The sequence below is a fragment of the Burkholderia sp. DN3021 genome, assembly GCF_049805555.1.
Taxonomy (GTDB): domain Bacteria; phylum Pseudomonadota; class Gammaproteobacteria; order Burkholderiales; family Burkholderiaceae; genus Burkholderia; species Burkholderia pyrrocinia_C.
Map to the genome: position 1 here is coordinate 21,870 of NZ_JBNCAB010000023.1, position 20,197 is coordinate 42,066.

23 protein-coding genes, 1 tRNA gene and 1 riboswitch are annotated in these 20,197 nt (G+C 67.3%); of the genes, 8 read left to right on the forward strand and 16 right to left on the reverse strand.

The annotated features are described in order from the left end of the window. The first annotated feature begins 37 nt into the window (after window positions 1-37). A complete protein-coding gene (locus ACPUER_RS14180) occupies window positions 38-433 on the forward strand; it encodes a YybH family protein (protein ID WP_425131406.1) in 396 nt (131 codons plus the stop codon). Between the two features lie 34 nt (window positions 434-467). On the opposite strand, the gene tet(64) is transcribed toward ACPUER_RS14180, so the two are convergent. After that, complete coding sequence (gene tet(64), locus ACPUER_RS14185) at window positions 468-1,661, reverse strand: tetracycline efflux MFS transporter Tet(64) (protein ID WP_310138117.1); 1,194 nt, start codon at window positions 1,659-1,661, stop codon at window positions 468-470. A 62-nt stretch (window positions 1,662-1,723) separates the two neighbouring features. Between tet(64) and tetR the strand changes: the two genes are divergently transcribed. Then, on the forward strand, window positions 1,724-2,356 hold the full coding sequence (gene tetR, locus ACPUER_RS14190) for a tetracycline resistance transcriptional repressor TetR (protein ID WP_425131407.1): 633 nt from the start codon (window positions 1,724-1,726) through the stop codon (window positions 2,354-2,356). A 21-nt stretch (window positions 2,357-2,377) separates the two neighbouring features. Here tetR and miaA read toward each other — a convergent pair whose 3' ends face one another. Beyond that, the gene (gene miaA, locus ACPUER_RS14195; protein WP_175962480.1) at window positions 2,378-3,352 is read right to left on the reverse strand and encodes a tRNA (adenosine(37)-N6)-dimethylallyltransferase MiaA; all 975 of its coding nucleotides are present in this window, start codon (window positions 3,350-3,352) and stop codon (window positions 2,378-2,380) included. Continuing rightward, window positions 3,349-5,331 (reverse strand): DNA mismatch repair endonuclease MutL, encoded by a 1,983-nt coding sequence (gene mutL / locus ACPUER_RS14200; protein WP_425131408.1) that lies wholly within the window; start codon window positions 5,329-5,331, stop codon window positions 3,349-3,351. The genes miaA and mutL overlap by 4 nt, the downstream gene beginning before the upstream one ends. A gap of 181 nt (window positions 5,332-5,512) precedes the next feature. On the opposite strand from mutL, the gene ACPUER_RS14205 reads away from it, so the two are divergent. Continuing rightward, window positions 5,513-6,196: a DedA family protein gene (locus ACPUER_RS14205; protein WP_072436255.1), complete on the forward strand. Its 684-nt coding sequence runs from the start codon at window positions 5,513-5,515 to the stop codon at window positions 6,194-6,196. Between the two features lie 201 nt (window positions 6,197-6,397). On the opposite strand, the gene ACPUER_RS14210 is transcribed toward ACPUER_RS14205, so the two are convergent. From ACPUER_RS14210 to ACPUER_RS14220, 3 genes are all read right to left on the reverse strand, one after another. Further along, window positions 6,398-7,210 (reverse strand): mechanosensitive ion channel family protein, encoded by an 813-nt coding sequence (locus ACPUER_RS14210; protein ID WP_425131409.1) that lies wholly within the window; start codon window positions 7,208-7,210, stop codon window positions 6,398-6,400. Window positions 7,211-7,408: 198 nt separating this feature from the next. Further along, window positions 7,409-8,242, reverse strand: coding sequence for a class II glutamine amidotransferase (locus ACPUER_RS14215; protein ID WP_425131410.1), 834 nt, complete (start codon window positions 8,240-8,242; stop codon window positions 7,409-7,411). Window positions 8,243-8,450: 208 nt separating this feature from the next. Beyond that, window positions 8,451-8,780: a carboxymuconolactone decarboxylase family protein gene (locus ACPUER_RS14220; protein WP_034182812.1), complete on the reverse strand. Its 330-nt coding sequence runs from the start codon at window positions 8,778-8,780 to the stop codon at window positions 8,451-8,453. Between the two features lie 129 nt (window positions 8,781-8,909). On the opposite strand from ACPUER_RS14220, the gene ACPUER_RS14225 reads away from it, so the two are divergent. Further along, complete coding sequence (locus ACPUER_RS14225; protein ID WP_310138103.1) at window positions 8,910-9,857, forward strand: AraC family transcriptional regulator; 948 nt, start codon at window positions 8,910-8,912, stop codon at window positions 9,855-9,857. A 103-nt stretch (window positions 9,858-9,960) separates the two neighbouring features. Continuing rightward, entirely contained in the window at window positions 9,961-10,404 is a 444-nt protein-coding gene (gene yiaA, locus ACPUER_RS14230; protein WP_425131411.1) for an inner membrane protein YiaA, read from the forward strand. Window positions 10,405-10,464: 60 nt separating this feature from the next. On the opposite strand, the gene ACPUER_RS14235 is transcribed toward yiaA, so the two are convergent. The 10 genes from ACPUER_RS14235 to ACPUER_RS14280 all read right to left on the reverse strand — a co-directional run bounded on the left by ACPUER_RS14235 (window position 10,465) and on the right by ACPUER_RS14280 (window position 17,328). Next, complete coding sequence (locus ACPUER_RS14235) at window positions 10,465-10,752, reverse strand: hypothetical protein (protein ID WP_425131412.1); 288 nt, start codon at window positions 10,750-10,752, stop codon at window positions 10,465-10,467. Window positions 10,753-10,797: 45 nt separating this feature from the next. Then, window positions 10,798-10,874: transfer RNA gene (locus ACPUER_RS14240), tRNA-Lys, on the reverse strand. Between the two features lie 108 nt (window positions 10,875-10,982). After that, window positions 10,983-11,732: a tol-pal system protein YbgF gene (gene ybgF, locus ACPUER_RS14245; protein ID WP_175962490.1), complete on the reverse strand. Its 750-nt coding sequence runs from the start codon at window positions 11,730-11,732 to the stop codon at window positions 10,983-10,985. 19 nt (window positions 11,733-11,751) lie between these two features. Then, entirely contained in the window at window positions 11,752-12,261 is a 510-nt protein-coding gene (gene pal, locus ACPUER_RS14250; RefSeq protein ID WP_034182820.1) for a peptidoglycan-associated lipoprotein Pal, read from the reverse strand. Window positions 12,262-12,278: 17 nt separating this feature from the next. Continuing rightward, window positions 12,279-13,574: a Tol-Pal system beta propeller repeat protein TolB gene (gene tolB / locus ACPUER_RS14255; RefSeq protein WP_034182821.1), complete on the reverse strand. Its 1,296-nt coding sequence runs from the start codon at window positions 13,572-13,574 to the stop codon at window positions 12,279-12,281. A 111-nt stretch (window positions 13,575-13,685) separates the two neighbouring features. Further along, window positions 13,686-14,735: a cell envelope integrity protein TolA gene (gene tolA / locus ACPUER_RS14260; protein ID WP_175962492.1), complete on the reverse strand. Its 1,050-nt coding sequence runs from the start codon at window positions 14,733-14,735 to the stop codon at window positions 13,686-13,688. Further along, window positions 14,732-15,181, reverse strand: a complete 450-nt coding sequence (tolR, locus tag ACPUER_RS14265; protein ID WP_425131413.1) for a protein TolR — start codon at window positions 15,179-15,181, stop codon at window positions 14,732-14,734. The genes tolA and tolR overlap by 4 nt, the downstream gene beginning before the upstream one ends. Before the next feature lie 10 nt (window positions 15,182-15,191). Then, window positions 15,192-15,869 carry a protein TolQ gene (gene tolQ, locus ACPUER_RS14270; protein WP_034182824.1) on the reverse strand — a complete coding sequence of 226 codons (678 nt, stop codon included), beginning with the start codon at window positions 15,867-15,869 and terminating at the stop codon, window positions 15,192-15,194. 130 nt (window positions 15,870-15,999) lie between these two features. Continuing rightward, window positions 16,000-16,485 (reverse strand): tol-pal system-associated acyl-CoA thioesterase, encoded by a 486-nt coding sequence (ybgC, locus tag ACPUER_RS14275; protein ID WP_175962494.1) that lies wholly within the window; start codon window positions 16,483-16,485, stop codon window positions 16,000-16,002. A gap of 96 nt (window positions 16,486-16,581) precedes the next feature. Further along, complete coding sequence (locus ACPUER_RS14280; RefSeq protein ID WP_175962495.1) at window positions 16,582-17,328, reverse strand: SDR family NAD(P)-dependent oxidoreductase; 747 nt, start codon at window positions 17,326-17,328, stop codon at window positions 16,582-16,584. Between the two features lie 180 nt (window positions 17,329-17,508). Then, window positions 17,509-17,609: riboswitch (ZMP/ZTP riboswitch) on the forward strand. Window positions 17,610-17,746: 137 nt separating this feature from the next. Here ACPUER_RS14280 and glyA point away from each other — a divergent pair. The 3 genes from glyA to ACPUER_RS14295 all read left to right on the forward strand — a co-directional run bounded on the left by glyA (window position 17,747) and on the right by ACPUER_RS14295 (window position 20,197). Then, on the forward strand, window positions 17,747-18,994 hold the full coding sequence (gene glyA, locus ACPUER_RS14285; protein WP_072436238.1) for a serine hydroxymethyltransferase: 1,248 nt from the start codon (window positions 17,747-17,749) through the stop codon (window positions 18,992-18,994). A 6-nt stretch (window positions 18,995-19,000) separates the two neighbouring features. After that, a complete protein-coding gene (gene nrdR / locus ACPUER_RS14290) occupies window positions 19,001-19,480 on the forward strand; it encodes a transcriptional regulator NrdR (protein WP_006476792.1) in 480 nt (159 codons plus the stop codon). A 153-nt stretch (window positions 19,481-19,633) separates the two neighbouring features. Continuing rightward, window positions 19,634-20,197, forward strand: coding sequence for a GspH/FimT family pseudopilin (locus ACPUER_RS14295; protein ID WP_425131414.1), 564 nt, complete (start codon window positions 19,634-19,636; stop codon window positions 20,195-20,197).

Below are 20,197 nucleotides of genomic sequence, written 5' to 3' on the forward strand. Positions count from 1 at the left end.
GGGCGCCGCGCGCGGCGCCGATGAAGGAGGGACGACGATGACCGAAGACGAACATGCGATCCGCGAGCTCGTGGAAAACTGGTTCGTGTCGAGCCGGCGCGGCGATCTGGCGACCGTGCTCGACCTGATCGCCGACGACGCGATCTTCATGGTGGCCGGCAAGCCGCCGTTCGACAAGGCGGCGTTCGCGGCCGCGTCGCGTGAAGCGAACGCGGGTGCGGAGCATGCACCGAAGGTCGACGGCCGCTACCGGATCGACGAGCTGCGCGTGATCGGCGACTGGGCGTACATGCGCAATTTCCTCGAGATCGACGTGACGCCGCCGGGCGGCGAAACGATCCGCCGCTCGGGCCATACGCTGACGATCTTCCGCAAGGCCGGCGGCCGCTGGCAGCTTGTGCGCGATGCGAATCTCGTGACGCTCGCGCACTGAGCGCGGCGATGCGTATGGCGGCGCCTGCCGCCGCTCAGGCGGACGGCCGCGGTGCGCCCGCCGGCCGCGTGCCGGCCAGCAACGGCGGCACGAGCAGATAGAGCAGCGCGGCCGCGGCCCACACGAGCCCCGGCCACGTCGCGCGCGTCGCCGCATAGGTCGCGGTGACGACCAGCGGGCCCGCCACGCCGATCAGGCTGGCCACGCTCGCGAGCGTGCCCTGCAGTTCGCCCTGGCGCGCATCGTCGACCTGCCGCGCGAGCATCGCCTGCAGCGCCGGCAGCGTCATGCCGCCCGCCGCGAACAGCGGCAGCAGCGCGAACGGCACCCATGCGGCGGTCGCGAACGCGATCACCGCGAGCCCGAGCGCGTCGCCCGCGAGCCCCAGCGCGAGCGCGCGACGCTCGCCGAGCCGCGCGATCAGCGGCCCGATCGCGAACGCCTGCGCGAGCGCATGGCACGCGCCGTAGCCCGCGAGCGACAGCCCCGCGATCGGCGTCGACCAGCCGAAATGTTCCTGGCCGTACAGGATCCACAGCGTCGCGGGCGCCTGCGACACCAGCGCGACGATCACGTAGATGCCGATCAGCGGCACGAGCGCGGGTGCGCCGCTCAGCCGGCGCAGGCTCGCGAACGGGTTGAGCGCGGCGACCGTGCGGCCTGCGCGGGCCGAGCGCGGCCGCGATTCCGGCAGCGCTCGCCACACGAGCAGGAGATTCAGCGCATTGAGCAGCGCGGCCGCGACGAACGGCGCGCGCAGGTGCAGCGCGCCGAGCAGCCCGCCGATCAGCGGGCCCGCGATGAAGCCGATGCCCATCATCGCGCCGAGCTGGCCGAAGCGCCGTGCGCGGTCGGGTTCGGCCGTGACGTCGGTGACGTACGCGGTCGCGACCGCCACGTTCGCACCCGTGATGCCCGCGATCAGCCGCCCCGCGTAAAGCCACGCAAGCGTCGGTGCGAGCGCCATCAGCAGGTAGTCGAGCGCGGCACCCGCGAGCGACGCGAGCAGCACGGGCCGGCGGCCGAAGCGGTCGCTCAGCGCGCCGAGCAGCGGCGCGCACAGGAACTGCGCGAACGCGTACAGCGCGAGCAATACGCCGTAGTGCGTGTCGGTGCTGCCCGCGCCGGCGAGCGAGCGCAGCAGGCCGGGCAGGATCGGCATCACGATCCCGACGCCGATCGCGTCGAGCAGGACCGTGGCCAGGATGGCAATCAAGGACGGATTCAAGCGGGTGACTCTATCGGTGATAGAGTGGCGATTATTCCATAGTTCCCCTATCGGTGATAGAGATGAAGGACACAGGGGCGCGATTGACGCGCGACACGGTATTGCGCGCGGCGCTCGAACTGCTTGATGAAGTCGGTATCGACGGGCTGTCCACGCGGCGGCTCGCCGAGCGGCTCGGCGTGCAGTCGCCGACGCTTTACTGGCATTTCAGGAACAAGGCCGAGCTGCTCGACGCGATGGCCGAAGCGATCATGCTCGAGCGCCACGGCGCGTCGCTGCCGCGGCCGGGCGAAGCGTGGGATGCATGGCTTGCCGGCAACGCGCGCAGTTTCCGCCACGCGCTGCTCGCTTATCGTGACGGCGCGCGCCTGCATGCCGGTACGCGGCCGCACGCGCTGCATTTCGGTTCAGTCGAACGCAAGGTCGCGCTGCTCTGCGATGCGGGCTTCGCGCCGGATGAAGCGGTCGACGTGATGTATGCGCTCGGCCGCTTCGTGGTCGGATGGGTGCTGGAAGAACAGGCGAAGCCGGACAGCGAAGCCGATGCGCCGCTGCCGGACGCGGCCGGGTATCCGCTGCTCGCGAAGGGCTGGGCCGCGCTGCGCGAGCGCGGCGGCGACGAAGCGTTCGAGCGCGGCGTCGCGCTGATCGTCGATGGCGCCCGCGCGCATCTGGCAGCGCGCCGGCGAGGCTGACGCGGGCTGCCGGCGGCGCGGTCAGCCCGGCGCGCGGCCGTCGAGTACGCGTTCGAGCGCGTCGAGCGCGCGGGCCGTCGAGTCCGGCGCGATGCAGTCGACGACGATCCGTTCCGGCATCGCGCGCAGCCAGGTGAGCTGGCGCTTGCACAGCTGGCGCGTCGCGAAGATGCCCTTGTCGCGCATCGTCCGGTAGTCGGTGTCGCCGTCGAGGAATTCCCACGCCTGCCGATAGCCGACGCAGCGCATCGACGGCAGGTCGGGATGGAGATCGTCGCGACGGCGCAGCCGTTCGACTTCGTCGATGAAGCCCGCGTCGAGCATTGCGTCGAAGCGCTGCGCGATGCGTGCGTGCAGTACCGCGCGATCCGACGGTTCGAGCGCGACCGGCACGAAGCGGTACGCGGCGGCCGCATCGTCCGCGCGCCGCGGCGCGGCAAGCAGCGCCGACATCGGCTGCCCGCTCAGCATGAAGATTTCAAGCGCACGCTGGATCCGCTGCGAATCGTTCGGCGCGAGCCGCGCGGCCGTGTCGGGATCGACCTGCGCGAGCCGCGCATGCAGCGCGGGCCAGCCGTCGCGCGCGGCGTCGGCGTCGAGCTGCGCACGCACGTCCGGATCGGCGCCCGGCAGGTCGTTGAGCCCCTGCGTCAGCGCCTTGTAGTACAGCATCGTGCCGCCCGCGAGCAGCGGCGTGCGGCCGCGCGCGGCGATCTCGCCGATCAGGCGCAGCGCATCCGCGCGGAATTCCGCAGCCGAATACGCATCGGCCGGATCGATGATGTCGATCAGGTGATGCGGCACGCTCGCGCGTTCTTCGCGAGTCGGCTTCGCGGTGCCGATATCCATGTCGCGGTAGACGAGCGCCGAATCGACACTGACGATCTCGATCGGGCGGCGCGCGGCGAGTGCCAGCGCCGCGGCCGTCTTGCCCGAAGCGGTGGGGCCGAGCAGGCAGGCGATCGTCGTCGGGGTGGACTGCGAAGACGCGCTCATTGCCCGCGCATGAAGAGGCGGTCGAGATCGTTCAGCGTGAGCTGATACCACGTCGGCCGGCCGTGATTGCACTGGTCCGCGCGCTCGGTCGCCTCCATCTGGCGCAGCAGCGCGTTCATCTCGTCGAGCGTCAGGCGCCGGTTCGCGCGCACCGCGTGGTGGCACGCGAGCGTGCCGAGCAGTTCGTGCTGACGCTCGGTGAGCACGCGCGAGCCGCCGAACGCGTGCAGGTCGGCGAGCACCGCGCGCGCGAGCGACTGCAGGTCGGCATCCTTCAGCAGCGCCGGCACCGCGCGGATCGCGAGCGTCGTCGGCGACAGCACCGCGAGATCGAAGCCGAGCGATTCGAGCGTGTCGCGCTCTTCCTCGACCGTGCCGATCTCGACCGGCGTGGCCGTCATCGACACCGGCAGCAGCAGCGACTGCACGGCGACCGAGCGATCGGCGAGCGCGTTCTTGAACTGTTCGTACAGGATCCGCTCGTGGGCCGCATGCATGTCGACGATCACGAGCCCGTGCGCGTTCTGCGCGAGCACGTAGATGCCGTGGATCTGGCCGAGCGCGAAGCCGAGCGGCTGCTCGTCGTGCGCGGTGGCGGCGATCGGCGACGCGGTGAAGCCCGGCAGCGGCGCACCCGGCGCGTCGGCCGAATCGCGGGCGACGGTGGTCGTGCCGTCCAGCGTGCCCGCGCCGCTGTCCTTGCGGCCGAACAGCGCATCGTAGAGCGCGAGCGGCTGCGCAACGGGCAGCGTGCCCTGCGTCATCCGCGCCTGGCGCATCCAGGTGTTGCCCGCCGACGATGACGACGGCGACGAGAAGCCGCTGCCGCCGGTGGCCGGGCCGTGGCCCTGGCCGAGCGGCGTGTCCAGGAACGAGGCGGGCCCGCGCGGCGCGGGTTCGATATGCGCGGCGTGACCGCCCGCGGTGGTTTCCGGCGACGCGCCCGCGTGGCGCGCGAGCGCGCGCTGGACCGCGTGGAACACGTACTGGTGGATCGAGCGCGAATCGCGGAAGCGCACCTCGATCTTCGACGGATGCACGTTCACGTCGACGGCTTCGGGCGGCAGGTCGAGGAACAGCACGTACGACGGGTAGCGGTCGCCGTGCAGCACGTCCTCGTAGGCCGCGCGCACCGCGTGCGTCAGCAGCTTGTCGCGCACGAAGCGGCCGTTGACGAAGAAATACTGCTGGTCGGCGCGCCCGCGGCTCGCGGTCGGCAGGCCTGCGCAGCCGTAGACGGCGAGCGGGCCGGCCTGTTCGTCGAGCGGCAGGTGCGCGGTCGCGAAGCTGTCGCCGAGGATCTTCGCGACGCGCTGCGCGGGCTCGGTCGCATTCCAGTGCTCGACGGCCTTGCCGTTGTGCAGTACCGAGATCGCGACGTCCGGCCGCGCGAGCGCCGCGCGGCGGATCATTTCCAGGCAGTGGCCGAATTCGGTCTGCTCGCTTTTCAGGAACTTGCGCCGCGCGGGCGTGTTGAAGTACAGCTCGCGCACCTCGATCGTCGTACCGGTCGAGCCGGCGGCGGGCGACAGCACGCCGGTCTGCGCATCGATCTTCATCGCGTGCGCGGCATCGGTTGTCCGGCTCGTGATCGACATCTCGGCGACCGACGCGATCGACGCCAGCGCTTCGCCGCGGAACCCGAGCGTCGCGACCGCCTCGAGCTCCTCGAGCGAGCGGATCTTGCTGGTGGCATGGCGCATCAGCGCGAGCGCCAGCTCGTCGGGCGGAATCCCGCAACCGTCGTCGGTGATCGAGATGCGCTTGACGCCGCCTTCTTCCAGCACGATGCGCAGCGTCGTCGCGCCGGCATCCATCGCGTTCTCGAGCAGCTCCTTGACGACCGACGCCGGGCGTTCGACGACCTCGCCCGCGGCGATCTGGCTGATCAGCTGGTCGGGCAGGGGCTGGATCGCGCGCAGCGGGCGCGGAGCGGGGGCGGGCGCGGCGCCCGCGGCCGTTTCGGTGATATCGGACATGGCCGAATTATAGCGAGGCGGCGGATGCGTGCCGGGGCGACCGGCGGTTACGTTTTTTCACGGAGCCTTAAGGTAGTTTCGGTATGATGGCTCCGTCGCGCGCGCCGCCTTGGCCGGCGGGTGCTTCCGCCTTTTCCGACCGTTCCGGTCCTTTCGCCCTTTCGCCTTCGAGGAATCGCATTTGGATACGCTGCTTCATTTCGTCAACCTTGTCCTGCATATCGACGCATTCCTCGGCGATTTCATCCGGCAGTACGGCGCATGGGTCTATCTCGTTCTGTTCCTGATCGTGTTCTGCGAGACGGGGCTCGTCGTGTTCCCGTTCCTGCCCGGCGATTCGCTGCTGTTCATCGGCGGCGCGTTCGCGGCGACAGGCGAAATGAACGTCGGCGCGCTGATCGTGCTGCTGCTCGTCGCGGCGATCTCCGGCAACACCGTGAACTACCTGATCGGCCGCTGGGTCGGCCCGAAGGTATTCAATACCCATATCCCGGTGCTCGAGCGCTTCCTCGATCGCGCCGCGCTGCAGAAGACCCACTCGTTCTACGACAAGCACGGCGGCAAGACGATCGTGCTCGCGCGCTTCATCCCGGTCGTGCGTACGTTCGCGCCGTTCGTTGCGGGTGCGTCGTCGATGAGCGCCACGCGTTTCCAGCTCTTCAACGTGATCGGCGCGCTGGTCTGGGTGCTGCTGCTCGTGCTGCTCGGCTATTTCTTCGGCAACATCCCGTTCGTCCGCCAGTACCTGAACGTGATCGTGCTGGTGGGCATCGGCGCGGCGATCGTGCCGGTCGCGCTCGGCGCGGTATGGAAGCTCGTGCGCGGGCGGCAGTCGGACAAAGCGCGGGGGACGGGCGGGCGCTGAGCGGGCGCGCTTCAGCTCCTGTTCCGAGCAATAAAAAAGCGTGGCGGCTGCCACGCTTCAGACTGCTGACGAACCCCACGTTTTTCGAAGCGTGGGGTTTTGTCTTTCTGGAATCTGGGTTACAGACTCGCCGCGAACGAGCAGTCGAATCTGTTGGGCAAACGGTTCACCAGACGCAGCTTTTTTCGTCCGGCGCCGCCGTTACGCGTTGCGATGCGAGAGCGGCGTTTCGGGCGTCGGGTATTGCGCGTCGCGGAACGTCTCGATGATCACGCGGTTGGTATCGCAGTACACCTGCCAGTAGTTCTCGGGTGCCGTGGACGGGCGCACGAACAGCAGCGGGCCTTCCGGCGTGAACTGCAGCACGCCGACGTCCGGCGCCGGGTCGGTCAGCACGTTCGGGATCTGCTGGATCGACGTCTTCAGGCGGTTGATCGCGTCGACCGCGTCGACGCCGTTCGCTATCTTCGCGGTCAGGTCGACGCGGCGGTGCGACGTTGCGCTGTAGTTCGCGATGTTGTCCGAGAAGATCTTGTTGTTGCCGACGATCGTCACGATGTTGTCGGCGGTGATGATCGTCGTGCCGAACAGGCCGAGCTCCTTCACCGTGCCCGTGACGCCGCCTGCGCTGATCACGTCGCCGATCTTGAACGGGCGCAGCACCTGCATGAACACGCCGGCGGCGAAGTGCGCGAGCAGGCCGCCCCAGGCCGTGCCGATCGCGAGGCCGAGGCCGGCGAGCAGCGCGGCGAACGAGGTCGTCTGCACGCCGAAGATCTGCAGGATCGCGAGGATCAGCAGGATCGTCAGCAGCACGCCGACGACGGAGGTCAGGTAGTCGGTGAGCGTCGGGTCGACCTTGCCGCTGCGGCGTACGACCTTGCCGAGCAGGCGCGTGCCGATGCGGATCGCCCAGCGGCCGATGAACCACAATACGAGCGCGGCGAGGAGGTTGAGGCCGAAGTCGAGGCCGCGGGTCATCAGGAATTGCTGGGCGGTGGCGAGATCGGGCATGGAGTCTCCGGGAGTGGGAAGGGAAGGGGGAAGATCGAACGTAAGGGGGCTCGATCAATGGGCCCTTTATAGCCGACGCAGCGCCATGAGACAACGGGCCTGGTGGTTGGCGCGTTGGTCAACGCTTGCCTGACGCCTCGATCCGCAACGATTCTCTTTATCTCTCTATTTGCGGTTCGCGTACCGCGCCTGCGGCCGCTACTTTTGCCGCGGTCCGAACGGCCGCTGCTGCACGTCCGCCCCGTGCGCGACGATTGCCATGCCCTCCGGCACTTCCTCCCACGCGCCGCGCAGGTCGACGAGCGGTTCGGACACGACCATGAACGCGTCGTCGCCGACTTCGGCGATGCGCGGGTCATGCGGATACAGCTCGTGCAGGTGCTTGAACGACGTGCTGTGGAACAGCGAACGCGATTGCCGTTCGCTCGAGTAGCGCACCGCGATGATCCGTTCGCCGTCGGTCGCGCAGACCGTCATGTTGAGCGGGTCGGCCACGCGATGCCGCGCGGCGGTTTCCTCGACCACGCCGGCCATCCGTTCGAGCGCCTGCAGCGCCGTCTGCTCGAGGCCGTACGTTAGCGCGAGGCGGAACATCAGCTCGGAATCGGTCGAGCCTTCGAGCGTCGGGAACAGTGCTGGATCGACCTTCATCGTCAGGTCGCGGCGCAGCTTGTGGAAGCCGCGGATCAGCCCGTTGTGCGCGAACAGCCAGCGGCCGTGGCGGAACGGGTGACAGTTGGTTTCCTGCACGGGCGTTTCGGTCGCCGCGCGGATATGCGCGATGAACATCCGCGAGCGGATCGCGCGCGCGGCTTCGCGCAGGTTGCGGTCGTTCCACGCGGGATGCACGGAGCGATAGCGGAACGGCAGTTCGTCGGGGTGCCCGTACCAGCCGATGCCGAAACCGTCGCCATTGGTGGTCGTGGCGCCGAGCTCCGAATGCAGGCTCTGGTCGATCAGCGAATGCTTCGCGCGGAACAGCACGGTCTCGAGATGGATCGGATTGCCCGTATAGGCGAGCCAGCGGCACATGGAGCGCTCCCTCACGATGAATCGTTCGCGCATGGTAGCCGACTTCGCCGCGCGGCCGCGTCTGCGGCCTGCCGGCACGGTTGTCCGTGCGAGCGCGCTGCATACTCATACGTAACGCATCCGCATCCGCGATGCGCAACCGCCCGGCCAGGCGGCCGGGCGTCACGCAGCGAGGCGGCCCGCGACGGCGCCGCCGCATCCGTCACGCTCAGTCGCCGAGCGCGTCCATCACGCGCGCCGAATAGACGAGCGCGGCGCCCGCATTCAGCGCAATCGCGACGCCGAGCGCTTCCGCCACTTCCTCCCTAGTCGCGCCATGCTTTGTCGCTTCGGCCGTGTGAACGGCGATACAGCCGTCGCAGCGCGTCGTGACGGCCACCGCGAGCGCGATCAGCTCGCGCGTTTTCGCGTCGAGATGGCCCGTCTTGGCGCCTGCCCCTGCCAGCGCCTGGTAGCCGGCCAGCGTATCGGGCGACAGCTTGGCGATATCGCCGATGCGCGTCGAGAGTTCCTTCCGGTATTCGTTCCAGTTCAGCATGATGCGTCCTTTCGAGTAGAGGTGAGGAGGGCGGCGGGCGCCGCGATCTCGGGCGATGCAGGGCTATTCTGATCGTTCGCGCTGAGGGTTTCGATACGCTAGAGTGTCAATTTTTAGCGCGATCGTCTCATGGATGCATTGAGTCAACTGTTGTCGCTGGGCCGCAGCCATGTCGAACTCGACGTGCGCTGCCTGCTCGACGGGCCGTTCGCGATGCCGCACGACCCGTTGCCGCCCGGCGAGGCGGCGTTCCACCTGCTGCTGGCCGGCACGTGCCGGCTGCGTACCGCCGACGGGCGCACGCTGCAGCTCGCCGACGGCGATTTCGTGCTGCTGCCCGCGGGCGGCGCGCACGACCTGCTCGACGCGGGGGCCGGCCGGTCGCGGCCGGTCGCGCCGCTGCGCGAACCGGACGCCGCCGGCGGCGCGGTGGTCCCGGTCAAGTCGAATCTCGATCCGGCCGAACCGGGCAGTGCGAGCGTGGACCTGCTGTGCGGACGGTTCGTCTATGCGCGCGGCGCGGGCGAACTGCTGATGCGCACGCTGCCGCAGGTGCTGCACGTCGGGTTGCGCGAGGCGTCGGGGTTTGCCCCGCTGCAATTGCTGACGAGCGTGCTGCGCAGTGAGGCATCGAATGTGCAGCCGGGCGCCGGCGCGATCGTGAATGCGCTCGGCCAGGCGCTGCTCGCGTATGCGTTGCGCGCGTACGGCCGCGACGCGCGCGTGCCGTCCGGCTGGCTCGCGCTCGCGGCCGATGCGCGGCTCGGCCCGTCGGTCCAGGCCGTGCTGCAGGCGCCGGAGCAGCCGTGGACGGTCGAGTCGCTCGGCGACGCAGCGGCGATGTCGCGCGCGACCTATGCACGGCATTTCCGCGAGAAAGCCGGGATGAGTGTCGGCGCGTTCGTCGCGCAGATCCGGATGATGCACGCGTGCGCGCTGCTGCAGGATACGCAGCGTGGGCAGGCGGAGATCGGCCAGGCGATCGGTTACCAATCCGAGGCGGCCTTCGGCAAGGCGTTTCGTGCGGTGCTCGGCACGACGCCCGGGCGCTGGCGGCGCGCACAGCGCGGCATGTAAGACTGCAAGCGCGGCCGTCTTGGCGCGCGCCAAAGCTGCTACCATGCGCGAAACGCAGTTCAACGAAAACGATTTCGAACAAGAAGAAAGAGAGGGCAAAGCAATGAACCAGACCACCATCCAGCAGCCGTCGTTCGCATTCGTGGCCGCGTCGTGGGCCGCACTGATCGCAGGTTTCGCGGCATTCCTGATCGGGCTTTGGAACGCCGGCATGCAGCTCAACGAGAAGGGCTACTACTTCACCGTGCTGGTGTTCGGCCTCTATGCGGCGATCTCGCTGCAGAAAAGCGTTCGCGACCGCGCGGAAGGCATCCCCGTCACCGGCATCTACTACGGCCTCAGCTGGATCGCGCTGCTGCTGTCGATCGCGCTGCTGGTCGTCGGCCTCTTCAACGCAACGCTGCAGCTGAGCGAGAAGGGCTTCTACGCGATGTCGTTCGTGCTCGCGCTGTTCGGCGCGGTGGCCGTGCAGAAGAACACGCGCGACCTGCAGAGCGCGAAGCCGCGTTATACCGACGCCGATTCCGCGCAGTCCGTCCAGGAGTAACGTCATCGCGGGACGGGCGCCCGGCCAGGGTCGCCCGTTGCGCGATGACGTCCGCGGCGCTCAGCAGGCTTCGCATCCTGTCATCTCATCGATGCCGTTGCGCATGACGATGGAGATATTCGGGATGACAGACATCACCGAACCCGCATTTCGCGCGAGCGCGGCGGCCCCGGCATCGCACTGCCGTCGAACAGCCTGAAGCGTCTCGTGCCGGCGCTGTCGAAGCAGACCGTGCCGCCTGCGGCACTCGCGCAACGGATCGCCGCGCGCGACGGCCTGCCTGCCGATGCGTGCGCGCAGATCGTTGCGCGGGCAAAGGGAGCGCGACACGGCAACACGCAGACGCAAAAAAGCCTCCACGCGGGAGGCTTTAATTGCACTATCAAAGATAGTTGGTAGGGTGGGAGGGACTCGAACCCTCGACTCTCTGATTAAAAGTCAGATACTCTAACCAACTGAGTTACCACCCCACGTTCTTCAAACCTGCTGGTTCGTTGCGCCAACAACTTGGCGAACGACCCAAAGAGCAAAAGATTATAGCGACGGATTTTCGGTGAGTCAACAATCCGCCACGATAATTATTTGATCGTTTCGAGCTTGCCCTGCGCCGTCTGCGCCGCGTTCGACCCGGCGTACTGCGACACCACCTGCTCGAACGTCTTCTTCGCGGCCGCCTTCTGGCCTTGTTCGAGCTGGTTCGTACCGATCGCCACGAGGGCGTCGGCCGCGCGCGGGTGTTGCGGGTACTTGCTGACGATCCCTTGCCATGTCGCCGTCGAACCGCGGTAGTCGCGCAGCGCGTATTGCGCGTTGCCGAGCCAGTACTGCGCGGTCGGCTGGTGGGGGCTCTGCGGATACTTCGCGATGAAGCTGCGGAACGAAGCCGCCGCCGCCTTGAAGTTGCCGTTGCGGAACTGCTGCTGCGCCGCGTTGAGCGCATCCGTTTCACCCGGCTGCACGGTGCCTTCGACACCGTCGATCGTCGCCTGCTGCGGCTCGAACTTCTTGAGCCGCGCGTCGAGATCCTGGTAGTACTCCTTCTGCTGCCGCTCGAGCGTCGTCAGCCGGTTCGTCAGGTCCTCGTTCTCGCCGCGCAGCGTCGCGACCTGCTGGTTCAGCTGGTCGAGACGGCCGGATTGATCGAGGATCGTACGCTGGGCGGCGGACAACTGGCTCGCCAGGTTGTCGGTCTTGCTGCGCAGGTCGAGCACGGCGCGGCGCGCTTCGTTGTCGTCGAACACGCCGGCGTGCGCCGGCGCGGCCGACCACGCCGCGCCGGCGACGCAGAATGCTGCGGCAACGCGCAGCCAGGATACACGATGCGTCATACGGCGATTCTTCCGTTACTTACTGTTGGTAGACGAGGTCGGCGCGACGGTTCTGCGCCCACGACGCTTCGTCGTGACCCGTTGCCTGCGGCTTTTCCTTGCCGAGGCTCACGGCTTCCATCTGCGAATCGTTCACGCCGAGCAGCGCCATCGCGCGGCGGACGGCTTCCGCACGCTTCTGGCCCAGCGCGAGGTTGTACTCGCTCGTGCCGCGTTCGTCGGTGTTGCCCTGGATCAGCACGTGGCGCTGCGGATGGCTCTTCAGGTACTGAGCGTGCTGCTGCATCAGCGGCTGGTACTCGTCCTTCACCGAATAGCTGTCGAAGTCGAAGTAGATGCTGCGCTTCGCGAGCGGGCTGTTCGGGTCGTTCAGCGGATCGACGTTCACTTGCGCGACGTTGTCGGCGCTCGGTTGCGTGCTGACTGCACCCGCGTTTGCCTTGTCGTCGAGCTTCACGCCCGATTTGCACGCTGCGAGCGCGCTGATCATCATCACGGCCAGAGCCAGACGAGCTTTATTCGACATCATGGTTACTCTCCTTGTGGTCATTGCATGAAGGGCCCCCAGGACGGCTCACGAACGGAGCCGCCCTGGACGGACAGGATCTGTGGCGGCGCGCTGCCGTCGGAGGGCACTGCAGCCAGAACGTTGCGACCACCCGACTGGGTAGCGTACAGAAGGTACTGGCCGTTTGCCGCGAAGCTCGGCGATTCGTCGTGATTCGTATTCGTGATGGCGTTCGCCGCTCCGGATTGCAGATCCTGAACGTACAGCTTGAAGCCCCCACCGGTGCGGGAGATGTAGGCGAGCAGCTTGCCGTCCGGGCTCACACGCGGGCTCGTGTTGTAGCTGCCGGTAAAGGTCACGCGCTGCGCGGCACCGGCGCTTTCGCCCTGTGCCGGCATCCGGTAGATCTGCGGCGCGCCGCCGCGATCGCTCGTGAAGTAGATCCAGCGGCCGTCCGGCGAGTAGTACGGCTCGGTGTCGATCGAGCTGCTCTGCGTGAGACGGCGCAGGCCGCCGCCGTTCGCATTGACCGTATAGATTTGCGTGTTGCCGGTCAGCGACAGCGCGACGGCGAGCGTGTTGCTGTCCGGCGACCATGCCGGTGCGCTGTTGTTGCCCTTCTGGTCCGAGACCATGTAGCGGCGGCCGGTCGGCAGGTCATGGATGTAGACGATCGGCTTCTTGCGCTCGAACGACACGTACGCGACCTTCGTGCCGCTCGGCGACCAGGCCGGCGAGATGATCGGCTCGGTGCTCGACAGTGCGATGCGCGCGTTCTGGCCGTCCGAATCCGAGATCTGCAGCTGGTAGCGATTACCGGTCTTGATCACGTACGACAGGCGCGTGGCGAACACGCCGCGCACGCCGAGCAGCTTCTGGTAGATGTAGTCGGCAATCTTGTGGCCGGCCGTGCGCAGCGTGGTGTCGGTGGCCGTCAGCGACAGGCCGCCGAGGCTTTGCTGCTTCACGGTGTCGTACAGGATGAAGTTGACCTTGTACTGGCCGTTCGCGTCGCGGTTCACGCTGCCGGCGACGAACGCATTCGCGCCCTTGGCCTTCCATGCGCCGAGATCGACCGAGGCGGTCTCGGGCACGGGCGTGCTGCCCGCGTCGATGTTGGTGAATTTGCCGCTGCGGGCGAGGTCGGCGCGGACGATCGACGTGACCTGCTGCGGCAGGCCCGCCTCGTTCGCGAAATTCGCTGTGGCAATGGGGAACTGGGTCGAACCGACACCGGTGATCAGCACGTTGACCTGGGCGTTAGCGGCGCTGCCCGCCGCAATCAGACACGAGGCCACGAGTGCCCTGAAACCTAGTTTTGTCATCAAACTCATGCTTCTTGCTTCCCGTATGACTTGGATCGCTGCGCAACCGCAGAGAGACAGTAAAAATACCCGATTCGTTCCCGTCCGACAGCGACGCCCGGAGTGTAAGCGTATTTCCTTTCACTCCGCCGCCTTGAAGGTAATCGTAATGTCCGACGGGGTACGACCGTTAGAATCGGGCGGCAACGGGACCGATGCCTGGATCGCATTGACCACGGCTTGATCCCACCCCGAATTCCCGCTGGAGCGGGAGACCGATGCGCTCAATACGTCACCGGACGGCGTGCACCGAATCTTGACGACGGTGGTCAGGCCTGCTCGCTCGCCGCCCCAAACGATGTTCGGCTTGACGCGGCGGCGCACCTTGTCGGCATAGCCGGGCGATGCGGCATTGCCGCCGGAGCCCGTACCCGTGCCGCTCTTCGCGAGGCCTTCGCCGCCACCTTCGCCGGCGCCGGACAGGCCCTGCATCTGCGCGAGACGCGCGCTGCGTTCGCGGTCGAGCTTCGCCTTCGCCGCCGCATCGGCCTTTGCGCGCGCCGTGGCTTCGGCCTTCGCCTTGGCCTGGGCTTCCGCCTTCGCCTTCGCGGCCGCGTCGGACTTCGCCTTCGCCGCCTGCTGCGCTTCGAGCTGCGCCTGCTTCTGCTGCTGGAGTTTCTGCTGTTCGAGCTTCTGCTGCTCGGCGAGCTGCTGTTGCTTGAGCTTGTCGGCCTGCTTCTGCCTGTCGCGTTCCGCGGCCTTCTGCGCGGCGAGCGCGGCAGCCTGCTGCGCCGCAAGTTGCGCGCGCCGGGCGTCCTCTTCCTGCTTGGCCTTCAGTTGCTGCGCGCGGCGCTGCTGCTCGAGCAGCGCTTCGCGCGCGGCCGCTTCCTGCTGCCGCTTCTTCTGCTGCAGCGCGATGTCGGCCTGCTCGTCGCGCACCGGGGGAGGGGGCGGCGCGACCTTCGCGGGCGGCGTCACGACAGGCCGCGGCGCGGCGACGTCGGGCACTTCGGTCCACAGCTCGGCTTCGGCGCCGGCCGGCGTGCTGTTCTGCCACTGCACGCCGTGATAGAGAAACAGCGCGAGCAGCACGTGCATCAGCGCGGCGAGCGCGAATGCACGCCAGGTGCCGCGCTCGCGAGGTGGCCGAGGCGGATAGCCGGTGCTGCGCAGGGATTGCTGCCGGTTCATTGCGATTTGACGAGGAGGCCGACGCGCTTGACGCCGCGCGTCTTCAGATCCGACATCACGGTCATGACCGCATCGTACTGCACGGTCTTGTCGGCCGCGATCACGACCGGCTGGTCGGGATGATCGGCCTGCCGGGCCGAGATGAAGCTGTCGAGCTCGGCCTTCGTCATCGTGTCTTCCCGGGTCGCGCCCGAGTCGCCCTTGTATTTGACGCTCATCGTGCGGTCGGCCTTGATGTTGACGACGACGGGCGGCGTCTGCTCCTGCGGCGCGGCGTTGCCGACGGTCGGCAGGTTGATGATCGACGGGGCGACGAGCGGTGCGGTGACCATGAAGATCACGAGCAGCACCAGCATTACGTCGATGTACGGCACGACGTTGATGTCGGCCATTGCGCGGCGCGAGCGGCCGCCGCGCATGCTGGATCGGATGGGACTTCCTGCCATGGCGAGCTCCTTACTGGGCCTGACGCTGCAGGATGTTCGAGAACTCTTCGATGAAGGTCTCGAAGCGGATCGCGAGGCGGTCGATGTCGTGCGCGTAGCGGTTGTACGCGACCACCGCCGGAATCGCGGCGAACAGGCCGATCGCGGTGGCGACGAGCGCCTCGGCGATGCCCGGCGCGACGTTCGCGAGCGTGGCCTGCTGCACGTTCGCGAGGCCGCGGAACGAGTTCATGATCCCCCAGACCGTGCCGAACAGGCCGATGTACGGGCTGACCGAACCGACCGATGCGAGGAACGCGAGGTTCGCTTCGAGCACGTCCATTTCACGCTGGAACGACGCGCGCATCGCGCGGCGTGCACCGTCGAGCACGAGGCCCGGATCGCTGAGGCGCTTTTCCTTCGCCTTCAGGAATTCGCGCATACCCGATTCGAAGATCCGCTCGAGCGCGCCGATCGTGTGGCGGTTGTTGGCCGCACTCTGGTACAGCGCCTGCAGGTCGCCGCCCGACCAGAAATCCCTCTCGAAGCGTTCGGTCTGCGCGCGTGCGCGGCGGATCGCAAACCACTTGCGGAAGATGAAGGTCCACGACATCAGCGACAGCAGCAGCAGCAGCCCCATCACGGCCTGGGCCAGCACGCTCGCGTTGAGGACGAGGGAAATGATCGACAGGTCTTGAGAAGTGTTCATAGAGGTTTGAGTAACGTCCCTTCGGGGCGCCCGGTATGCGTGCGGCGCGGCGCGCCGGCCAAGCCTGGCGCCGAACCTTGCTTAGTATCGAATCAGGAAGGCAAGTTCATGGGCTTTGTCTAAACGGCGCTCATGCGAGCTTCGTTGACAATACAGTCTGCCCGGCGTCGATGACGGGCCCGCGTTGCAGCGCGTCGAGCACGGCCGGCGGGATGGCCGCGGGCCGGATACCGTTACGGTCGACGCAGCCGAGGCGGATATGTCCGGCCACGAGCAGCGTGTCGCCACACCAGGCTTCCTGCGTGAATTCCACCGATGCGCGGCCGATGCGTCCGGGCCGGCTCGTGATCGCCAGCGTGTCGTCGAGTCGCGCCGGTGCGCGGTAGTCGAGCGAGGTGCTGCGGACGATGAAGATCGCGCCGGTATCGTCGGCGAGCCGACGCTGGTCGACGCCGCATGCGCGAAGCCACTCGGTGCGGGCGCGCTCGAAGAACTTCAGGTAGTTGGCATAGAAGACGATGCCGCCTGCATCGGTATCCTCGTAGTACACGCGCACCGGCCAGGTAAAGCCGGAACGCCCTTCCGGGGAGCGGGTAGGCTGAGTCATGGCGCGCATTCTACCGGAACGCAGGAACCGGATTCGTAACCGTTTCGTAACGGAATGTAGTACGACGCGGCATACCGCGGGCCGGCCGCGGCTGCGCGCGATGGGTCAGCCGCGATGGATCGTGAGGCCGGCCGGCGCCTGGGCGACCGGCATCATCTCGATCGTGTTGATGTTCACGTGTGCCGGGCGCGTCGCGATCCAGTAGATCGTGTCGGCGATGTCCTCGGACGTGAGCGGCTGGACGTTCTGGTACACGTTCGCCGCCTTCGCGTCGTCGCCGCGGAAGCGGACGTTCGAGAATTCCGTGCCGCCGCACAGGCCCGGCTCGATGTCGGTCACGCGCAACGGCGTGCCGATCAGGTCGGCGCGCAGGTTCAGGCTGAATTGTCGGACAAAAGCCTTGGTTGCGCCGTATACGTTCCCGCCCGGATACGGATAGGTTCCGGCAACCGAACCGAGATTGAAGATATGGCCGCGGCCGCGCTCGATCATGCCGGGCAGCAGCGCGTGCGTGACGGTCACCAGGCCCGAGCAGTTCGTGTCGATCATGGTCTGCCATTCGTCGAGGCTGGCCTTGTGGGCCGGCTCGACGCCAAGCGCGAGGCCGGCGTTGTTGACCAGCACGTCGAGCGCCGCGAATTCGGCGGGAAGGGCGCCCGGCACGGCTTCGACGGCCGCGCGGTCGCGCACGTCGAGCTCGAGCGGCAGAAGGGCATCGCCGAGCTCGGCGGCGAGCGCATCGAGACGATCCTTGCGACGCGCGGTCGCGACGACGCGGTGGCCTCCTTTGACGAAGGCACGGGCGATGGCGGCGCCGAAGCCGGCGGACGCGCCTGTGACGAACACGATCATTGCTGCTCCTGGTCGATAACAAAGTAGCGGGTGATATCCCGCAAGCCTACTGAGATTGCCGCACCGCGGCAAGGCGGCAAAGCGTTTCGGCACGGGCGCGTAGAGTCTGGCCCCAATTGCTCCCGGCGCGCTGCCGTGCGGTTGCCTATTCATGACGCATCCAATACACTAACGCGCTCATCACCCCTGCGTGACTGGCGATAGAACCCTTCGGGTTCAAGGTGGAGCATCCCACCGTGAAGCGCGGGGCGCCGTTTTTGCCGTTCGCCTGGGCAGCCGTTGTGCGCCGTCGCGTGCATTGCCGGTGGCTGTCCTGCCTCGCGTCATCCGGATTCTTCCGCCACGTCGAGCTGGTCCCGCCAGCAGCGCATCGTACTCGGCCACCCCGGTCAACCTGTACACACTTAACGGAAACCGTATGTTTGACAGAGCCCAAAGCACCATCGCGAACGTCGATCCCGAAGTCTTTGCAGCGATCGAGCATGAAAACCGCCGCCAGGAAGATCACATCGAGCTGATCGCGTCGGAAAACTACACGAGCCCGGCCGTGATGGCCGCGCAGGGCTCGCAGCTCACGAACAAGTACGCGGAAGGTTATCCGGGCAAGCGCTACTACGGCGGCTGCGAGTACGTCGACGTGGTCGAGCAGTTGGCGATCGACCGCGTGAAGCAGCTGTTCGGCGCGGAAGCGGCGAACGTGCAGCCGAACTCGGGTTCGCAGGCGAACCAGGGCGTGTTCTTCGCGATGCTCAAGCCGGGCGACACGATCATGGGCATGAGCCTCGCGCACGGCGGCCACCTGACGCACGGCTCGCCGGTGAACATGTCGGGCAAGTGGTTCAACGTCGTGAGCTACGGCCTGAACGAGAACGAAGACATCGACTACGAAGCGGCCGAGAAGCTCGCGCAGGAACACAAGCCGAAGCTGATCATCGCGGGCGCGTCGGCGTTCTCGCTGAAGATCGATTTCGAACGCCTGGCGAAGATCGCGAAGTCGGTGGGCGCGTACCTGATGGTCGACATGGCGCACTACGCGGGCCTGATCGCGGCCGGCGTGTACCCGAACCCGGTGCCGCACGCTGATTTCGTCACGACGACGACGCACAAGAGCCTGCGCGGCCCGCGCGGCGGCGTGATCCTGATGAAGTCCGAGTACGAGAAGCCGATCAACTCGGCGATCTTCCCGGGCATCCAGGGCGGCCCGCTGATGCACGTGATCGCGGCGAAGGCGGTGGCGTTCAAGGAAGCGCTGTCGCCGGAGTTCAAGGCGTACCAGGAAAAGGTGGTCGAGAACGCGCGCGTGCTGGCTGAAACGCTGGTGAAGCGCGGGCTGCGGATCGTGTCGGGCCGCACGGAAAGCCACGTGATGCTGGTCGACCTGCGTGCGAAGAACATCACGGGCAAGGCAGCGGAAGCGGCGCTCGGCGCGGCGCACATCACGGTGAACAAGAACGCGATCCCGAACGACCCGGAAAAGCCGTTCGTGACGAGTGGCGTGCGCCTGGGTTCGCCGGCGATGACGACGCGCGGCTTCGGGCCGGCGGAAGCGGAGCAGGTGGGCAACCTGATCGCCGACGTGCTGGAGAACCCGGAAGATGCAGCGACGATCGAGCGCGTGCGTGCGCAGGTCGCCGAGCTGACCAAGCGTTTCCCGGTCTATCGCTGATCGACGATGCGCTGCCCGTTCTGCCGGCATGACGACACGCAGGTCGTTGATTCGCGCGTGTCCGAAGATGGCGCCGCGATTCGGCGGCGCCGTCGCTGCTCGGCTTGCGACAAGCGCTTCACGACGTACGAGCGGGTCGAGCTGTCCCTGCCGTTCGTCGTGAAGAAGGACGGCAGCCGCACGGAATTCGACCGCCGCAAGATCGTCGCCAGCATGCAACTCGCGCTGCGCAAGCGGCCGGTTGCCGCCGACGCGATCGATGCGGCGGTCGCCCGCATCGAATATCAACTGCTCGCGACAGGCGAGCGTGAAGTGCGTAGCGAGAAGCTCGGCGAACTCGTGATGAACGAGTTGCGCGGCCTCGATACGATTGCCTATGTCCGCTTCGCATCGGTGTATCGCCGGTTCGAGGACGTTTCTGAATTTGCCGACGTGATCGAAGAGTTCCGTCGCGCCTCTCCCGCCAAGACCCCGCGTAAGCGCTGACGCGCTGCGTCCGTTCATCGTCTTCTCCGTTGGTTCAGTTCGCGCCGATTGTGTCGGTCGCGATCGCATGTCGCCAGTCAGCCGTTCGGCAAATGGCGTGCGTCCGCACGTGTCGCTACAGTCGTCGCATCACCTTGGCGGAGGACGACTGCGATGGGACTGCGTTACCCATTCTTGAAAAGCGTGGTGCGACGCTCGGGCGGGTTCACGCTCGTCGAGCTGATGGTCGTTATCGCGCTGGCGGCCGGGCTTGCACTCTATGCGGCACCCGCGTTCGACCAGTGGCGCATGCGCGAACGCGTGGATGCGCGCTCGCTTGCGTTGCTCGGGGCGCTGTCGTTTGCGCGTACCGAGGCGACGCGTCTCGGCGTGCGCGTCACGCTGTGCCGGGCCGGGAACGACGGTGTTTGCCTGCGTGCCGGCGAGCGGTGCGATTCGGCCGAATGGTCGTGCGACTGGCTCGTCAGCGGGCAATTCGACGGGCAGTCGCGCGTGCTGCGGCGCTATCCGCGCGATGCCGAAGTGGCCGTCGCGGGCGCCGCGCACGATCTGGCTTTCGCGCCGCCGGTCGGCCAGGCGATCGGCGGAATCCGGCGTTTCGAATTGCGTCCGCGCCGCGACCCGTCCGGAGCCGACGACGCACGCGCTTCGCGTTGCGTGCGGATTGCGGCGGGCGGCCGTGCGCGCATTGTCACCGGCCGTTGCGGCGCGGCGTGA

Excerpts from the sequence above, each read along its gene's own strand:
- ACPUER_RS14180 (WP_425131406.1), top strand. The coding sequence starts at position 38 with ATGACCGAAGACGAACATGCGATCCGCGAGCTCGTGGAAAACTGGTTC.
- tetR (WP_425131407.1), top strand. The coding sequence starts at position 1,724 with ATGAAGGACACAGGGGCGCGATTGACGCGCGACACGGTATTGCGCGCG.
- miaA (WP_175962480.1), bottom strand. The coding sequence starts at position 3,352 with ATGAGCGCGTCTTCGCAGTCCACCCCGACGACGATCGCCTGCCTGCTC.
- mutL (WP_425131408.1), bottom strand. The coding sequence starts at position 5,331 with ATGTCCGATATCACCGAAACGGCCGCGGGCGCCGCGCCCGCCCCCGCT.
- ACPUER_RS14210 (WP_425131409.1), bottom strand. The coding sequence starts at position 7,210 with ATGCCCGATCTCGCCACCGCCCAGCAATTCCTGATGACCCGCGGCCTC.
- ACPUER_RS14215 (WP_425131410.1), bottom strand. The coding sequence starts at position 8,242 with ATGTGCCGCTGGCTCGCCTATACGGGCAATCCGATCCATCTCGAGACC.
- ACPUER_RS14220 (WP_034182812.1), bottom strand. The coding sequence starts at position 8,780 with ATGCTGAACTGGAACGAATACCGGAAGGAACTCTCGACGCGCATCGGC.
- ACPUER_RS14225 (WP_310138103.1), top strand. The coding sequence starts at position 8,910 with ATGGATGCATTGAGTCAACTGTTGTCGCTGGGCCGCAGCCATGTCGAA.
- yiaA (WP_425131411.1), top strand. The coding sequence starts at position 9,961 with ATGAACCAGACCACCATCCAGCAGCCGTCGTTCGCATTCGTGGCCGCG.
- ybgF (WP_175962490.1), bottom strand. The coding sequence starts at position 11,732 with ATGACGCATCGTGTATCCTGGCTGCGCGTTGCCGCAGCATTCTGCGTC.
- pal (WP_034182820.1), bottom strand. The coding sequence starts at position 12,261 with ATGATGTCGAATAAAGCTCGTCTGGCTCTGGCCGTGATGATGATCAGC.
- tolB (WP_034182821.1), bottom strand. The coding sequence starts at position 13,574 with ATGAGTTTGATGACAAAACTAGGTTTCAGGGCACTCGTGGCCTCGTGT.
- tolA (WP_175962492.1), bottom strand. The coding sequence starts at position 14,735 with ATGAACCGGCAGCAATCCCTGCGCAGCACCGGCTATCCGCCTCGGCCA.
- tolR (WP_425131413.1), bottom strand. The coding sequence starts at position 15,181 with ATGGCAGGAAGTCCCATCCGATCCAGCATGCGCGGCGGCCGCTCGCGC.
- tolQ (WP_034182824.1), bottom strand. The coding sequence starts at position 15,869 with ATGAACACTTCTCAAGACCTGTCGATCATTTCCCTCGTCCTCAACGCG.
- ybgC (WP_175962494.1), bottom strand. The coding sequence starts at position 16,485 with ATGCGCGCCATGACTCAGCCTACCCGCTCCCCGGAAGGGCGTTCCGGC.
- ACPUER_RS14280 (WP_175962495.1), bottom strand. The coding sequence starts at position 17,328 with ATGATCGTGTTCGTCACAGGCGCGTCCGCCGGCTTCGGCGCCGCCATC.
- glyA (WP_072436238.1), top strand. The coding sequence starts at position 17,747 with ATGTTTGACAGAGCCCAAAGCACCATCGCGAACGTCGATCCCGAAGTC.
- nrdR (WP_006476792.1), top strand. The coding sequence starts at position 19,001 with ATGCGCTGCCCGTTCTGCCGGCATGACGACACGCAGGTCGTTGATTCG.
- ACPUER_RS14295 (WP_425131414.1), top strand. The coding sequence starts at position 19,634 with ATGGGACTGCGTTACCCATTCTTGAAAAGCGTGGTGCGACGCTCGGGC.